Genomic DNA, 15,885 nt, shown 5'->3' with positions numbered 1-15,885 from the left:
CTTTTTTATCAGAATCATAAACCCTGGTATCAGTTATTATTAGTAGCGAGTCTTACTGACTTGCCAGGGTGTTATTATTAGTTTATTAGCCATATTAATAATTTAGCATTGATGAAAGGCCTATAAAACCGTAATTATATTAACAATTGATAAAGATCTAATCAAAATCAGGTAAAACTTACGAAATTTTACTTTAATCTACTTATTTTTAGAAATTAAGATTATTTTTAAAAATCTATTCGTGTTGAAAACATTTATTTTTTTGAATAATTTTTAAAAGTTTTCTTTTTTTATATTTTCTTCCCATTCTTATGGGTTTCAAATACTAAAACCCCTTCTAGCAATACCTAAACATAAAAAAGAAAAAGTTTAAATTTCATGCCCTTTTTCATTTTCAGCCTCAGCATTTTGTAATAACTCCAAAGCAACTTCTTTAGCAGATGCGAGACCGTGAGGAAATCCAACAGATTTAAGCAAGCTATCAACGTAAACTAACTCTGTTTCTAATTGGTCATGAACAAATTCAAGGTAAGCTATTTTTTTTTCTAACTGTGCCTTATTCATGGGATTCCTCCTTTTTCTGGAATACCAAATCAATGCAAATCCTATGCCAAATAAAATTGTAGAGCTACTTCATGATTTATTAAATTGAGTTTGTTCGCGATTTAACAAGAAGTTATTTTGAAGAAAGTGACAAATTAAACTAGATGTGGGGTGGAAACATCGAAGCATGAACTTTATTTAAACCAACCTCAAATTTCACAATTTGAATTGCATTTAAAAGAGTTACTCCCTTAAGTTACCCTTCATCTTACAGATAAAGCGTTGGTGATCAGCTTGCATAAAAATTATCAAAATTATTATTGGAAAGGAGGAAGACCAAAAAGTCTAAACTTTTTGAATGAAGTAAGCTCTTACAGCTATAAAATAGTTACTGAGTCTTATGGAAAATGGTATTTCATAGAAAAATACAATTCTGGTGCCTTTGAAAAGTTCATTTTTGACTCCCTACTGTTGCTAGATTTTCGCTATCTAAACCCTATTCATCAAAATGCTTGGCAAAGGAAACAACTTAACAAAGGATCCACACAAATTCAGTGTTTATTACGTAATCAAGAAGGCCGCGCTATTTTTTTCAAAACCTACTGTTTTCAAAACCAAAACTGCACATTTTGTGAAATTCGCTCTATTCATGGCCTTCTCTTAGCTTTTCAAAAATTGTATTATCAAAACAAACAAGATGCCTTTAATAGATTTGTTCTATTCAATCTAGAAAATCGTCCTGTCATGATAAAAACATATCAAACAACCCAGAAACGGGAAAGTTCACTTCTCTTTTATCGGAAGAGTGGGATATGCAAACACCTTTGCTTGTAATCGGGTAAAATTATGCCATCTTTAATCAGTCTACGAAATAAAAAAATATATCATATTAAACAAGGATTAGAGTTATTAAAAGCTTATCAATTGAATTGTTCTCTTCCTTTCCGTTTTGGTTGTACCAAAGGGCTATGTGCTGTTTGCGCCATTAAAGTAGTTAAAGGAATGGAAAATCTTTCGAAAAAGACTCAAGAAGAAACAGCCACTTTAACAACTAAACGGTTGGACGCCAACTATCGTTTAGCTTGTCAATGTGCAATTTTTGGAGAGGTTGTCATTGATTAATGACAACCTTAAGGAATCTGCTATTGATTGGATAACATATCATAAGTAGGTTTATTCACTGGACGGTCTTTAAAATACCAATCTGTTTGAGTCGTTGTTCCTACATAATTATAACAAGGGCCATGTTTTCTTCCGTTAACCCAGGTTCTTTTTTGAACAACTTGATTCCCATTGCGATATCGATATTCAATACCATGTGGACGCCCTTCCACATAAGGAAGATCTGCATATTTTTCTCCATTTTCAAAAACAATGGTATTTCCATGTTGGCAATTATTTTTCCATTGTTCAATCGAAATTGGTTCCCCAGACATGGTATAAGTCTTTCTTTCTCCTTGAATGACACCATTTACATAAGGAGTATAAGCTGCAGGAGCTCCGTTGGGATGATAGGTTGTTCGCATTGTCATTTGCCCATCTTGGATTTGGTCCACTGAGTGAAGGAGTCCATAGCTATCCCGCACTATTCGCTTACCAAACCCATCTTGCACAGAAGATTCTATTTGGTTGGCTAAGTTATAATAATCGGCCTTAACTAATCCTTGCTCGTTAAACTCCTCTTTGGACTGAGGCGCTCCTCCTTCATACCAAGAAATGACAGAATATTGATCGGCTGATCGATAATCTATTTGTTGTTTTGGCATTCCACTCGCATAATAGTAAGTTTCTTGAATTAAATTCCCCTGATCATAAACTTCTTTTTTTTCAATGCATTCACGATGAGGGAATGTATAAGTTACTTCTCCATGCAATATCCCTGATTCATAGGTTTTTGTAACGACCACACCATCACGTCGTGTAGATAAGACTTGGCCATGTTGTCCACGAGAAGACCAGTCTTCAGCCGGCAATTCTACTCCGTAGCGATGAACATATGTTTCATAAACGACATCTTCAGGATGACGATGAGTTTGACAAGAGGTAGAAACTAATAGACATAACAAAGTAGAAGATAAGAAAAATGAATTCTTCATATAACACTCCAATTGAATGAGAATTTTCTCAAATTATTGTTTAAGATCATTAGCAAACTTTTGAGAAACTGCTGTTTTTAATCGTTGATGCTCATTTTCTACAACTTCTTGTGCAATTGTTTTAGAAAAATCCCGATAAATAAATCGCAGAGTCATATTTTGATGACCAACTGTCAGTTTTTCACTTCGGTAAATATCTAATAACAATACATTTTCTAATAGATCAGATTTTTGCTCATGAATAGCCTTGATAATTTCAGCAAAAGGTACAGACGTCTTGATTGTGAAAGTCCAATCGCGTTCAGAACCAGGATAAATAGCTAAAGGTTTGACTTTTTCAAGTTTAGTTGCCACTTGCATTAAGTCATGTAAATTAAACTCTCCAAATAAGATACGCTGAGAAACATCTAAACGCCTTTGAATACTAGGATGAACTTCTCCAAAAGAACCTACCTCAAGTTCATCTACAAACAAAGAAGCCTGCCGCCCAGAATGAAAAGTTTTAAGATCTAAATTTTTAAATTGCGGTTTTTCAATTCCTAGTTCTTTCAAAAGGTTTTCTATAATTCCTTTCAAATCATAAAAATCATACTCTCGTTTTTTCTCTTCAAAATGGTAGGGTTGAGAAAAGCCTGATAAAAGAATTCCAACAACAGATTGTTCTTGATATTGATCGCCGTCTTTAAAATGGATCCGCCCAATTTCGAATCCATTGATTTGATGGTTTTGATGATCCAAATTGTATTTGACAACTTGTAAAAGTCCGGGTAATAAAGATGTTCTCAAAATCGATTGTTCTATCGACGTAGGATTTAGAACTTTGACAATTGCTTCTGCAGGCATAGAAAGGTTTTGCACAACATTGACCAAAGTTGGCCCAATCAAATCACATGTGATAAATTCCTGTAACCCTTCTGCAATCAAATATGATTGAATTTCTTTTTCGAATAGATAAATCGGTGCATCAGGTAATTTGGACGTTTGATAACGACCACCATTTCTTGGAATGTGATCGTAGCCATAGATGCGAGCAACTTCTTCAATGAGGTCAATTTCTTCTTTAACGTCAGTCCGGTAAGTAGGCACGCATACCATAAAACTATCTTGTCCATCCCATTGATAATGGAATCCTAAACTTTGAAAAATAGTTTCAACTTCTCCTCGACTAAGCGTTGTCCCCAATATCTGATTTATTCGAGATAGTCTGCATCGAATTGTCAATTCTAGAAAGTCTTTCGTTTGCTCATCTAAAATAGAATCTTCAATTATCCCTCCAGCCACCATTTGAATTAACATAGCTGCGCGATTAAGAACCGAAATCAGTTGGTTTGGGTCAGTGCCCCTTTCAAATCGCTTAGAAGCATCTGTTTGCAATCCTAATTGTTTGCTTGTTTTTCGCACAAAAATAGGATCAAAAAAAGCAGATTCTAAAATAATATTGGTTGTTTTCTCGCTCACTTCGCTATTGCGCCCTCCCATCACGCCAGCAATAGCTATGGGCTTTTCTGAATCAGCAATCACTAGGTGAGAATCTTTTAAAATTCGCTCTTTCCCATCCAAAGTCTCAAAAATTTCTCCTTCTTGAGCCATTCTAACAACAATTTTTTTTCCTTTGACAAGATCGTAATCAAAGGCATGCAAAGGATGCCCCATTTCTAACAATACATAATTAGTTACATCAACAATATTATTTACACTGCGAAGACCACTCTTTTCGATTTTTGCTTTTAACCAATCTGGAGAAGCACCTACTTTCACATTTTTAATCACCCGGCAAGTGTACCTTGAACAAGCTTCTTTCGCTTCAATATCAAGTGTAAGACTGTTATTAATAAGATTTCCCTCTTCTTTAAAAACCAAATGAGGATAACGAAGAGGATGGCTTGTCGCTGCAGATAACTCCCGAGCTACACCAACAATACTTGCACAATGCCCCAAATTAGGCGTTAAAGAAATTTCAAAAATGGTATCCGAATAAAGCGTATTTAATGCTGTTCCTGCTTGTAGATGTTCTGAAAGTTCCATAATTCCATCATCTTCATTTGATATCTGCAGTTCTTTGGCCGAGCAAAGCATGCCGTTTGATTCAATTCCTCTTAACTTTCCTTTTTTTATTTTAAACTCTTTCCCTTCATCAATCAGAGAAGCTCCAACAGGTGCAAATGCTGTTTTTAATCCTTTTCGACAATTAGAAGCTCCACAAACCACTTGATGAATTTCTTTTCCATCACTTACCAAAGCAATAAGGAGTTTATCAGCATTAGGATGTTTTTCTACTTCCAAAACATCTCCCACAATAACTCCCGAAAATCCCTTTCCTATCTCTTCATAGCCATCTACTTCTAGACCAGCCATTGTCAAAATTTTAGCTATTTCAACAGGTTCAAGATTCAAATCAATATATTCTTTAAGCCAAGATAAAGGTATACGCATAATGACCAAACATAGATTTAGATTTTAAGGATTAAATGATTTTCATTCTGAATAGATTCTTTTAATTGAGAAGCTCGAGGAGATATTAAGAATATTTTATCATAAAATTGAATTGGTTATTACGATAAAATATTATTTATTAGGTCTTAAAAGTAAGTCTATTCGAGTGATTTCTCAAGGTAACATACCATACTCTATAGATTGGGAAAAAGAAAAAAGATAGGGATTAGGAGTTCTTTTGAATCACTACTTGATTGTACACTTTCACTAAATCCACTTGCTAGTGATAATATCAAGTACTGGAAATAAAATAAAAATCTTAGATCGACCGTCAAATTTTAAGAAAAATGGCTATTATTAAAGTGGGATAAAAATTCTTATTTGTTTCTATCAACAAAAGTTGATTGGTAATAATGCTTCTTTGGAATTAAAAAAATCTGATTAAAATCTCTTAGATTTGATTAGATTACATATCAACGTTATTATCTAAAATTTTAATTTGATTTAAACAATCAACAATCAAAGCAATATATATGCTTATTATTTATAAGGCATATACGTTTTGATGTATCCCTACTATTGGTATCAGCCGCATTATTCAAATGATTTTTCAAATTATTAAATCCAAAATTTAGATTTTTACTATTCTCGCACGTGATTTTTTTGTAAGCTTTAGATATAGTTATTGGCATTCAAATAAAGATGGTCAAAACATAGAGTTGACTATGAGTTACACAGAATCATTTAAGGAGATCTCATGACGTTAGAACGTACTCTTTCTATCATTAAGCCTGACGCAGTAGGTAACAATCACATTGGCGAAATCATTGCTCGCTTTGAAAAAGCTGGTTTACGTATTGTTGCTGCAAAAATGAAACAATTAGATAGAAAAGATGCTGAAGGATTTTATGCTGTTCATAAAGGGCGCCCTTTCTTCGAAGATTTAGTTGGTTTTATGACAACGGGGCCTGTGATGATCATGGTCCTTGAAGGTGAAAATGCCATCAATAAAAACCGTGAAATTATGGGAGCAACAGATCCTAAAAAAGCTGCTCCTGGAACAATTCGTGCAGATTTTGCACAAACAATCGATGAAAATGCTGTTCACGGTTCTGATGCTGCGGAAACAGCAAAAACAGAAATTGAATACTTTTTTAAATCTCAAGACGTTTGCGCAAGAAAACGTTAAATCAGTATTGATGTGCTCCTTTTTATCGATAATTTTGATTCTTTTACTTATAATTTGGTCCAATACTTCCAAATGCTTGGATCTGATGTCAAAGTATTAAGAAATCAAGGTTTATCTCTTTCTGATTGCCTCACTCTGCGCCCCACTCACTTAGTGATTGGGCCAGGGCCAGGCACACCTTCAGAAGCCGGCATTTCTCAGCATTTAATTCGAAAAATGGCAGGCCATTTACCTATTTTAGGCATCTGTCTAGGACACCAAGTATTGGCAGAAGCTTACGGTGGAAAAGTTGTCAAAGCCGCTTATCCTATGCATGGTAAAAGTAGTTTCATCTACCATGACTCGCAAGGGATTTTTAGAAACATCCCTCAATCTTTTAAAGCCATACGTTATCATTCCTTAATTGTTAAACATGACAATTTACCACATTGTTTAGATATCTCAGCAACAACGAAAGAGGGGGAAATCATGGGTCTTCGACATCATTTTTATGATATTGAAAGCGTTCAATTTCATCCAGAATCTATCATGACAGAACATGGATTTTCTCTTTTAAGAAATTTTCTTGACAAGCCATTATTGACGTTATAACCTCGAATTAAACGATTTTTAAATTTCTAATGGGGATTCAAATGAATATTTACCGCTTAATAACTTTATTTATTTTTACTTTTGCCTTACCTGGACTATCAGCAGAGGCCACAAATCCGCAATATACTCTAGCTGAAGATAATCAACATAAAAATCAAGACGATGAAGATGATGAAGACTGGTATGATGACGATGAAGATGACGATAATCAATATCAAGCTCATTCTCCAACACCTAAAGAAGAGTCTCAAATAAATACTCCAAAAACTTCTCAAGTATATCCTAAGATTACCGAAACTACTCACCCAACTTTAACTCAACAAAAACCAACGTTTGCTTCGGAACAAACACTTTCTATTATCAAACCTGATGCGGTTCAAAATAACTATATTGGAGAAATTATTTCTCGTTTCGAACAAGCCGGATTAAAAATTGCTGCCATCAAAATGACTACGTTGACAAAAGATCAAGCAAGTAAATTCTACGCTATTCATAAGGATCGACCTTTCTACAATGATTTAGTTAATTTTATGTCCTCCGGTCCTGTTGTAGTGATGGTGCTCGAAGGCAACCAAGCAATCGCCAAAAATAGAGAACTCATGGGCGCTACAGATCCTAAAAAAGCTGAAAAAGGAACCCTGCGTGCTGATTTTGCAGAGTCTATGTCACGCAATGCTGTACATGGATCAGATAGCTCAGAAACTGCCGAAGAAGAAGTTTTATTTTTCTTTAAACCAGATGAAATAACTCACCGTTGATTTTCAGTTCTGTAAATAAAAAATACTTGAGGTTTTACAAATTTGCCATTTTTAATACTCAAGTATTTTGACTACATCCTAAAGTCTGATCCTAAATAAGTTTTTTTGGCAACTTCATTTTGGATGAGATCATCTACCACACCTTCTAAAATAACTTTTCCTTCTTGAACTAAATAACTTTTATGCACGACAGAAAAAATTTCCCGCGCATTATGGTCAGTGATTAGAATACTAATTCCTTTTTGAGAAAGAATTTGAACTAAATGTTTAACTTCTTGAATAGATAAAGGATCGATATTTGCAAATGGTTCGTCTAACATTAATAAAGAAGGATTCGTCACCAAAGCTCTTGTAATCTCCACTCGACGTCTTTCTCCTCCTGATAAAGTAGCAGCATTTTTTTTTGCTAAATGTTCAAGATGTAGTTCACCCAAAAGCTCTTCTAATTTATTTTTTCTTTCTTGCTTTGACAAAGGTAAACTTTCTAAAATGCATAAAATATTTTGCTCTACAGTTAGACTTCGAAAGACAGAAGGTTCTTGAGCCAAATACCCCATACCCATTCTTGCACGTTGATGCATAGGATAATGAGTAACATCAACTTCTTGAAAATAAACCTTTCCGTGATCAGGACGAATCAACCCAACTGTCATGTAAAAGGCTGTTGTTTTACCTGCTCCATTGGGTCCTAATAATCCAACAATTTCCCCTCGAAGAACTTGAAATGAAAGTTCATTAACAACCCTTTTTCCATTGTATTTTTTAACAATATTCCGAACGTCTAAACAAATGGAATAAGCATTAAGGCTCATCATTCCTCCTGTTTTGTATGATCATCTAAGCTAAAACGCTGTTTAAATTGACTTAGCTCTTTTTCAATAAAAGTAAAACGCACATCTCCAATGCCTTGAAATGAATTTTTGTGATTTTTCTTATTATTTCGAATTCTCAAGGCAGGGGCACTTATTTGAACATTATTCACTTTATCAAAAAAAAGAACACGATGCCCATTTTTTCCAAAAAGAGTCATTTCATGTGAATCTGGAAAATATTCTACCTGATCTGCCATCGCATACTGAAGAATAGAACTTGTTCCCTGAGATAAACCATCGTAGCGATTCATTAGTTTAATATTACCCGTTAAAATTATTTTTGATGGGATTAGTCGCTGATTTTTCCATTCGTAGGAAATATAAACTTGATCTGCATATATATCCCCAAAAGAATTTTCAAAATAGACTTGTTCGCCTATGACTAAATTTCCCTCTTTATCTTTTAAACCTTCTATTGTTGTCACAAAATTTTCGTGATCAATAACTAATTTTCCTGGACTTATAATTTTATACGAAAGCTCTTTTTGCGAATCATAGTCATATATCAAAGTCGTCTGTTTGGGAGAGATCATCGAACGAAGGGTTTTTTGCCCATTTAAAATTTGCTGTTCAATAATTAATTCTTGTTTCGTATCAAGTTGAAAAACTTGATCTTGATAAACTTTTACATTTCCTTTTAAAATCAAACGTTGCGAAGATTGATCCCACACTAATTCATCAGCACTAAAATCAAGCTTCTGTCTCAATGAGTTTTTTCCTTGATGGTGAAGACTTCCTTTCGGTTTATTTAAAAACAATTTTTTTTGAAATGTCACCATCTTGATTTTTTCTGCTTGAATATGATCGCCACTTCTATTGGTCAATAAGCAATAAGGTTGCTGCTCTTTTGCAAATAAGGTAAGAATTCCTTCAGACCTATTTGTTTGTAAACATTCAAAAAAAGCCCGATCAGCTATTAAAGTATAATCATCTAAATAGTGAGCACGAACGTGATGCTTAGCTTCTAGACTTTTAACAACAGTTTTTAAAACTTGATTTTCTGATATTGGAATCCTAGCTAAAGCAACTTCCATTTCCAAGCTTTTAATAATAAGAGAGTCTCTTTCATGATCTTTCACCCCATGATTTTTATAAATAACGTCAGGATAGATTGTGTTGCCTTTAAAATGTCCCTTTAATTGAGAATAATCAATTTCTGCTTCCTGGCAAACAATCTCTCCTCCATCCTGAAGTTCAATTAACACATTGTCACGAATATGAAAGAATGAAAAGTGTTTCTTAAGATCTGATTGAGAAGGAGATATAGACAAAATTTGAGCAGAAATTTTTCCAAGCCCGTGCTGAATCGTGACTTGTCCTATTAAATGAATATCTTTTCCATTATATTTAGCCTCGCCTGAATGAATAACGATTTGCTCGTCAAAGCCTTGATGAATTTGACTTATCATAGGGAAATGAAAGATCAAAATAGAATATAGAGCTGTACACAAAAAAAGTCTCACAATAGTTCGCCCCAATCCTGGAAGGCTGCTTGCAAATCTTGGGCAGTAAATGAACGATCATTCTGAGAAAAAGAAAGTTGAATTCTTTTAGCACTTCCTTTCATCCAAGGATGAAACGCTTGTAAATCGTTAATCCATTGATGACCCCTAATTTTGTAACGTGCTAATTGCACATCATCAGCTGTCAATTGTTCTGTTTGATAGTGATAAGTCGCTTTTTTAGCTCTTAAATAACGTAATAATTGACTAGGATGACAAGAAAGATCTGTATTTGAACAAGCATCCAATTGTTCTTGACATTGGCAAGTTACTTCCGTAAAAAATTCAACAAGTTCTATTGCATTTTCAATTTGAGATAATTTAAGTTCAGATTTTTCACTCATTAAACGCCACTGCAAACGCACTTGGTCTTTCATAAAAAGTATTTGCTTTGTCACTTGTGTACGATTTTGTTGTGTTTCAAAGGCTTTATTGTGCTTTTCATTTTTTTTGGAAGATCTATCACTATACTCCATTAACTTTCGATAATTGCGAACATCATCCGCAGAAGGAGTGCTATAAAACCAAATTCCCCCTAAAATCAAATTTATTAGAATGCCTATTAGAGCAATTTTTCTTTTTTTAAACATTGCTTTAACCTACTTGCCTTGCTTCTGAATAAGTTCATAGAGTTCTTTAAATTGAGGCAATAATTGATCTAGATCTTTGAAATCCATTACAGAAGCAGCATCACTTTTAGCCTCAGAAGGATTTGGATGAGATTCAATAAATAAACAATTGGCTCCCGCAGCCAATGCTGCTTTTGCTAGAATCGGAATAAATTCTCGATCCCCACCAGACTTAGAACCTAAACCTCCAGGTTTTTGCACTGAATGCGTAGCATCAAAGCACACAGGATAACCCAATTCTTGCATAATTGGAATCCCTCGCATATCACTGATAAGATTATTATAACCAAAAGTTGTTCCGCGATCGACTAAGATAATATTAGAATTTCCACCGGATTCCATTTTTCTGATGACATTTTCCATATCCCAAGGAGCTAAAAATTGCCCTTTTTTAATACTAACAATCGCTCCTGTTTGGGCTGCAGCTAAAATAAGATCTGTTTGTCTACACAAAAAAGCTGGAATTTGAATTATTTCACAAACTGAACCAGCAGTAGTTGCTTCTTGAGGGGAATGAACATCTGTAACGACTGCTAAACCGAACTCTTTTTGTATACGTTCTAAAATACGAAGACCTTCTTCTAGACCGGGTCCTCTAAAAGAATCATACGCAGATCGATTAGCCTTATCGTAGCTAGATTTAAAAATTAGAGAAACGTTATATTTTTCAAACATATTTTTCAGCGTTTCTGCAGCTTTTAAGCAGTGCGTTTCGCTTTCGATTACACAAGGACCAGACATGATAACGAGAGGTTCTTTAGGACCTATCGCAAAATCTTTAACAACAATTCGACGCATATTCAACCTTTAATAGAGATAAAAAATCTTTAAGTATTAGAATCGTTTAATGGAATTACCCAATCTGAGGTATCAAATGTGAGATTTTGTATCATTACTCTCAAATCGTAATTTTTCGATTGTTCACCTTCACGAATAGAAATTGTTGGAGTTAAATCCAGCAGAGGAATCAAAACAAATAATCTTTCTTGCCAATGTGGATGAGGAATTTGCAATGCTTCATCAGAATAAATGATATTTCCATAAAAAAGGATATCGATATCAATGAGGCGGGAAGCCCACTTCGGTTTAGGTGTTTTACCTATTTTCTTTTCAAGCAATTCAATTTTTTTTAGTAAAAGCTTCGGATCAAATGAAGTGTGCAATCGGCAAACTAAATTAGTGAAATTGTTTTGATTTTTATCTCCAACGGGTGAGGTTTTATATAATTTCGAAATTTCAAGGGCTTCTTCTGAAAATAGAGCAAGTTCATTAAGAGCTTTTTCTATGGCTTTTAAAGTTTCCTCTTGATTGCCCCCAATTCCTAAATAAACGATTTGCAACAATAGTCCCTGCTTTTCTAAGTTTCAAATTATTCTCTAGCTGATATCCCTCAACTAAAATCTCCTGGATTAAACTTAGGTCAATCAATTCACATAATATTGTTTTTGTGAAAAACACAATTTTAGAGAGACATCAAATAAAAAAAAACCTTTTTAACAAAAAATTGTTTCGAAGTGATAAATTTTAAATCAATAAATCTTTAAACAAGCATCATTCATTTTAGTTGTTTAATTATTTTTACATTTATATAGTTCAGTGTAATTACAACATAAAAATTTTGTTTTTGAATTTTTTGAATTTAAATTTTATACTACTTGCTAAAGTTGATTTTAACTATGAAAGTTTAGGGAATAGCCGGCGAATGAAAAGCTGTGCTAGTACAAACCAAACACCCTGGCAATTCAAAGAGAAAACTAAATCAAGCTTAACCGTTAAGAATTGGAGTTTTTTATGCTAAAAGCACTGCCACAACTCTCTACATTACCTATTAGTCTAACTATTGACACGTTAACTGGTTTTATTTACGGTAAATTATTCCATATCAATGCAGAATTGACAGCCACCATCTTTGGAGTTTATTGCTTAGCCGACAAATTGTTATTTCACTCGATAAATACTTTAATGCGTAATCAAGATGATTTGCGTTCTCATCACATATACATTCTTACTCATTCACTGTGTTTTCCCACTTTAACACTTGTCCTTTCCCAATTAAATCTTATTGGGAAAAAAGGAAATTTCCTCATGAGTTCAATTGGTTTACTTCACATAGGAAAACACTGTTGGCAGATTTATAAAAATTCACCCGAACTTCAAAGGCAAATTCAAAGACTTCAACAGCTCATTAAATTTTAAATGCAAACAAATCGTCAACAATTTACAAAAAGAAATTACTGAGCAGTCGAAAATTCTTGAAAATAACAAGCCTTCAAGCTAACATTTTAGGTTTTATTGCAATTGGCTAGAATAAGCCTTCGATAAACCTTTCTGGACTGATAGCTCAGTGGATAGAGCACCCGCCTTCTAAGCGGGTGGTCGTAGGTTCGAATCCTACTCGGTCCGATTTGACTCAAAAGAAAATTACAATGACTAAATCATTAGAAAGTCTCCCATCTACCGCCTCAGCCTTCCCAAGCTCACCTTGTTTTTCTTTATGTCATATCTCACAGGCGCAAACTTTTCCTGATATTCAAGCTTTGATTGACTCCTTTCGCTCAACTGAGTTTCTCAATTTGAGCTTTAGGCACCGCTTCAGAATGATCAACAAAACCCTTTGTGATTTGATTAATCAAGCGCCTACGCAATCTTTCCTTCTTAGTGCTATTCTAGATTTTATGGAGCGTGTTAATCGAGAAAAAATTCTCAGCGAATCATTAACAATGAATACCTTCGAATTTTGGCTCAATAACTTCTCTGAGTTAAGCGATGAAGAAAACTATGCAATTCGTGCTAAGATCGTTGGAAAATGGATTCCTAGGAGCGATTACCAAGCCTTTTTTCCCATAGGAATGGATAAAAGCTATAATGGAACACATTTCATAGCTGCTCATTTGTCCCCTGACGTAGATACCATGATAGCCTCTTTTTGGGGTTGGGTTGATGCTTTTGCCTCTAGAGTTACTAGAGGGCTCCATCAATGGTGCTTACCTGGAGGCCCTCCTGATTCCCCTATTTCATCGATTGTTAGTGAAATGTTTGGAGAAGGTTTATTTAATTGTCTGGCTCGTACCGCTCAAACAATCACTTTGACAGCCATAGATCTCGTATCCCAAAAAGACTTTATTAAAGAAGCAAAAGAAACTTTAACGGGTTATATTGATCATGAAACTAATGAAAAAGCAATTATCTTAATTGATGAAAACGGACATTATTTAGGTGATTGGCAAAGCTCTGATGTAGAAACTGTTCGCCAAATTATTATTCTATTTAAATCTTGTTTGAGATGGTTTAAAAATAATCTACACACTAAACTCATTTCCCTCTTTGCTAAAACAAACCTTTCGGTTATCGATTTTCCGCTATTTAATTCTTCAGTTTTTGATGTGAAAATTAAAGATTGTGAACCTGTCCAGGAATTTAACGAAAAACAAAAAAATGATTTGCATGATTTTTTTTACAAAATTTTACATGTCAAAAAAGGACTTAGCGGAACTTTTGATGATTTAATTCAAGCACTTAATTTTTTATCTGTCTCAGAGCTCTTGTATTTTCAGCATAGTATCAAATCTCTTCCAAAAAGCTCTATTTTCGATGAACAAGGCAAGCTTAAAGAAGATTGCCCTAAAATTTTCCTTAAATTAGAAAAAATTATTAATCAGCTTGATGCGGCTATTCAAAATGTACGCAATTATGTAGAACGTCTTGATATCGTCTTAGGTGTCAAGCATAAAGTATTAGGATCTTCTCTCCTTTATGTTAATCTAAGAAGCGACATCGATGAAATACGTCACAAAATGCAGAGCCATGACTTTATCACTGTCGTTATTCCCGAAAAAGATGGGTCTTTGTTTCCCGTTGGTGTTATTAGAGCGACAGATTTACGAATGAACGGCCTTGGGACTATTACTTTAAGAGATTTTTGTAATTTGGAAGAAGTCAAAATGGCTTCCTATCTAGAAGTAATCAGTGTTGTTGATCACCACAAAAGCTCGCTAAAAACTTTATCCGTTCCTACAGCATTAATTGGAGATACTCAGTCTTGTAACGTTTTGATTGCTGAACAAGCCTTTCTTATTAATGATCGCTATAGTTTAGGTGGAATGACAGCGCAAGCCATTGATAACCGGATTCAAAAACTTGCTCTTTCAACAGGTAATTCTAGCCAAATTCGCATTCTGCAACGCCTTCTGCAACGACGGTTAGTCACTTACCAAACCAATCAATTTTTTGTTCATCCTCAACGAGAATTTCAAGAATATTTATGCTACCTTCACGCAATTTTAGATGATACAGATCTTTTGACAAAAGTTTCAAACCGGGATTTGTTTTGCATTGCCCAACTTCTCAACCGTTTAAAATCTTTATCCATGGGCTATGAAACAGAGATTATACATTTTGATGACATTCCCCTTGATAAAAAATTCACAAAAATAGCCGCGCAACGAATTCTCCAACAACAAGATATGTATCAATTTTATAAGAAGATTTATGACCTCAGAGAATCTTCTGTTCAAAAAAACTTACAGCTCTGTGTGGAAGGGTGCTATTCTAACATCTTTTTAGATGCTAAAGAACAAAATGGTTGTGCACGGGTTGGACAAACAAAAATGTTTGCGTTTAATTTTCCTTTCTTCCTTGAACATGCTCAAAGTATCCGCTCAACTTGGTTGAATAAATCTAGGGAAATTAATCGGGATAAACCAGAGATTGATTTACATCTGCACATGATCAGTACTATTGCGAGTTCCGAAGAAGTTTATCGCAATCAAATTGGCCCGTATTCTCATCAAGATGAACTTTGGTTTTGGATTCCAAATACGCTACAAGCAAGTGATCATTTAAATTCTTTTCTAACAGGCTTTCAAACAGTCGCTAAAAGCTTTGTAGAAAACATGTCAGTAGAATTCTTAGGACCTAATGCCCAAAATTATCAAATCATTTTTTCCTCTCATTTCCCTCATATTCCTCAGAAAATTGTGAACGAATCTCAGAAAGGAATGTCATTAGCGATTCTAAGATTTAAAGCAGGAGCGCTAAATTCTCGAAAATCGATGGTTACACCCTTTTTACCTCGTTTAACCTAATTCTTCTTTTAACCAAAAATTAAAATGTTATTTCCTAATTTCAAAACAGATTTTTTAGTCGTTTATAGGGAGCTAAAATAAAATTTAGTGAAAAATTAGGAATAGTGTACTAAGATGAAAACTCTCTAGGAAAAACTAATCATCTTCAAATTTAGTTTAGATTATGTGAAAATTGAGCGAGATAAGTG

At 34.2% G+C, this 15,885-nt stretch carries 15 protein-coding genes and 1 tRNA gene; 8 read left to right on the top strand and 8 right to left on the bottom strand.

The window, feature by feature from the left end; all coding sequences use genetic code 11:
• Nucleotides 1-369: 369 nt before the first annotated feature.
• Nucleotides 370-564 carry a hypothetical protein gene (locus PC_RS01835; RefSeq protein ID WP_042281110.1) on the bottom strand — a complete coding sequence of 65 codons (195 nt, stop codon included), beginning with the start codon at nt 562-564 and terminating at the stop codon, nt 370-372.
• A 273-nt stretch (nt 565-837) separates the two neighbouring features.
• Between PC_RS01835 and PC_RS01830 the strand changes: the two genes are divergently transcribed.
• A complete protein-coding gene (locus tag PC_RS01830; protein WP_044044740.1) occupies nt 838-1,377 on the top strand; it encodes a hypothetical protein in 540 nt (179 codons plus the stop codon).
• A gap of 12 nt (nt 1,378-1,389) precedes the next feature.
• A complete protein-coding gene (locus tag PC_RS01825) occupies nt 1,390-1,665 on the top strand; it encodes a 2Fe-2S iron-sulfur cluster-binding protein (protein WP_011174921.1) in 276 nt (91 codons plus the stop codon).
• 20 nt (nt 1,666-1,685) lie between these two features.
• On the opposite strand, the gene PC_RS01820 is transcribed toward PC_RS01825, so the two are convergent.
• Nucleotides 1,686-2,639 carry a toxin-antitoxin system YwqK family antitoxin gene (locus tag PC_RS01820; protein WP_052278628.1) on the bottom strand — a complete coding sequence of 318 codons (954 nt, stop codon included), beginning with the start codon at nt 2,637-2,639 and terminating at the stop codon, nt 1,686-1,688.
• Between the two features lie 33 nt (nt 2,640-2,672).
• Complete coding sequence (gene pheT / locus PC_RS01815) at nt 2,673-5,072, bottom strand: phenylalanine--tRNA ligase subunit beta (protein WP_044044738.1); 2,400 nt, start codon at nt 5,070-5,072, stop codon at nt 2,673-2,675.
• Between the two features lie 757 nt (nt 5,073-5,829).
• Here pheT and ndk (PC_RS01810) point away from each other — a divergent pair.
• The 3 genes from ndk (PC_RS01810) (at nt 5,830) to ndk (PC_RS01800) (ending at nt 7,610) form a co-directional block, all read left to right on the top strand.
• Nucleotides 5,830-6,261, top strand: a complete 432-nt coding sequence (gene ndk, locus PC_RS01810; protein WP_011174918.1) for a nucleoside-diphosphate kinase — start codon at nt 5,830-5,832, stop codon at nt 6,259-6,261.
• A gap of 12 nt (nt 6,262-6,273) precedes the next feature.
• Nucleotides 6,274-6,852 (top strand): anthranilate synthase component II, encoded by a 579-nt coding sequence (locus PC_RS01805; RefSeq protein WP_011174917.1) that lies wholly within the window; start codon nt 6,274-6,276, stop codon nt 6,850-6,852.
• 287 nt (nt 6,853-7,139) lie between these two features.
• Entirely contained in the window at nt 7,140-7,610 is a 471-nt protein-coding gene (gene ndk, locus PC_RS01800) for a nucleoside-diphosphate kinase (RefSeq protein ID WP_042281164.1), read from the top strand.
• A gap of 71 nt (nt 7,611-7,681) precedes the next feature.
• Here ndk (PC_RS01800) and lptB read toward each other — a convergent pair whose 3' ends face one another.
• From lptB to folK, 5 genes are read right to left on the bottom strand one after another with little or no spacing between them, the layout of a single operon-like run.
• Nucleotides 7,682-8,422: an LPS export ABC transporter ATP-binding protein gene (gene lptB / locus PC_RS01795; protein WP_011174915.1), complete on the bottom strand. Its 741-nt coding sequence runs from the start codon at nt 8,420-8,422 to the stop codon at nt 7,682-7,684.
• On the bottom strand, nt 8,422-9,945 hold the full coding sequence (locus PC_RS01790) for a hypothetical protein (protein ID WP_011174914.1): 1,524 nt from the start codon (nt 9,943-9,945) through the stop codon (nt 8,422-8,424). The genes lptB and PC_RS01790 overlap by 1 nt, the downstream gene beginning before the upstream one ends.
• On the bottom strand, nt 9,942-10,574 hold the full coding sequence (locus tag PC_RS01785) for a hypothetical protein (RefSeq protein ID WP_011174913.1): 633 nt from the start codon (nt 10,572-10,574) through the stop codon (nt 9,942-9,944). Before PC_RS01785 ends, PC_RS01790 begins: the two co-directional genes overlap by 4 nt.
• Before the next feature lie 9 nt (nt 10,575-10,583).
• Entirely contained in the window at nt 10,584-11,411 is an 828-nt protein-coding gene (kdsA, locus tag PC_RS01780; protein WP_011174912.1) for a 3-deoxy-8-phosphooctulonate synthase, read from the bottom strand.
• A gap of 29 nt (nt 11,412-11,440) precedes the next feature.
• Complete coding sequence (gene folK, locus PC_RS01775) at nt 11,441-11,953, bottom strand: 2-amino-4-hydroxy-6-hydroxymethyldihydropteridine diphosphokinase (protein ID WP_052278627.1); 513 nt, start codon at nt 11,951-11,953, stop codon at nt 11,441-11,443.
• 451 nt (nt 11,954-12,404) lie between these two features.
• Here folK and PC_RS01770 point away from each other — a divergent pair, with 451 nt between their 5' ends.
• From PC_RS01770 to PC_RS10245, 3 genes are all read left to right on the top strand, one after another.
• Nucleotides 12,405-12,809, top strand: coding sequence for a hypothetical protein (locus PC_RS01770; RefSeq protein WP_011174909.1), 405 nt, complete (start codon nt 12,405-12,407; stop codon nt 12,807-12,809).
• Nucleotides 12,810-12,943: 134 nt separating this feature from the next.
• A tRNA-Arg gene (locus tag PC_RS01765) sits at nt 12,944-13,016 on the top strand.
• A gap of 23 nt (nt 13,017-13,039) precedes the next feature.
• Nucleotides 13,040-15,697, top strand: coding sequence for a hypothetical protein (locus tag PC_RS10245; RefSeq protein ID WP_011174908.1), 2,658 nt, complete (start codon nt 13,040-13,042; stop codon nt 15,695-15,697).
• Nucleotides 15,698-15,885: the final 188 nt, after the last annotated feature.

The organism is Candidatus Protochlamydia amoebophila UWE25 (genome assembly GCF_000011565.2).
Classification (GTDB): Bacteria; Chlamydiota; Chlamydiia; order Chlamydiales; family Parachlamydiaceae; genus Protochlamydia; species Protochlamydia amoebophila.
Note: the sequence above shows the minus strand (reverse complement) of the source record. Positions and strands in the feature narration are given on the sequence as shown.

Excerpts from the sequence above, each read along its gene's own strand:
- PC_RS01785 (WP_011174913.1), bottom strand. The coding sequence starts at position 10,574 with ATGTTTAAAAAAAGAAAAATTGCTCTAATAGGCATTCTAATAAATTTG.
- ndk (WP_011174918.1), top strand. The coding sequence starts at position 5,830 with ATGACGTTAGAACGTACTCTTTCTATCATTAAGCCTGACGCAGTAGGT.
- kdsA (WP_011174912.1), bottom strand. The coding sequence starts at position 11,411 with ATGCGTCGAATTGTTGTTAAAGATTTTGCGATAGGTCCTAAAGAACCT.
- PC_RS01820 (WP_052278628.1), bottom strand. The coding sequence starts at position 2,639 with ATGAAGAATTCATTTTTCTTATCTTCTACTTTGTTATGTCTATTAGTT.
- PC_RS01770 (WP_011174909.1), top strand. The coding sequence starts at position 12,405 with ATGCTAAAAGCACTGCCACAACTCTCTACATTACCTATTAGTCTAACT.
- PC_RS10245 (WP_011174908.1), top strand. The coding sequence starts at position 13,040 with ATGACTAAATCATTAGAAAGTCTCCCATCTACCGCCTCAGCCTTCCCA.
- lptB (WP_011174915.1), bottom strand. The coding sequence starts at position 8,422 with ATGAGCCTTAATGCTTATTCCATTTGTTTAGACGTTCGGAATATTGTT.
- pheT (WP_044044738.1), bottom strand. The coding sequence starts at position 5,072 with ATGCGTATACCTTTATCTTGGCTTAAAGAATATATTGATTTGAATCTT.
- PC_RS01825 (WP_011174921.1), top strand. The coding sequence starts at position 1,390 with ATGCCATCTTTAATCAGTCTACGAAATAAAAAAATATATCATATTAAA.
- PC_RS01835 (WP_042281110.1), bottom strand. The coding sequence starts at position 564 with ATGAATAAGGCACAGTTAGAAAAAAAAATAGCTTACCTTGAATTTGTT.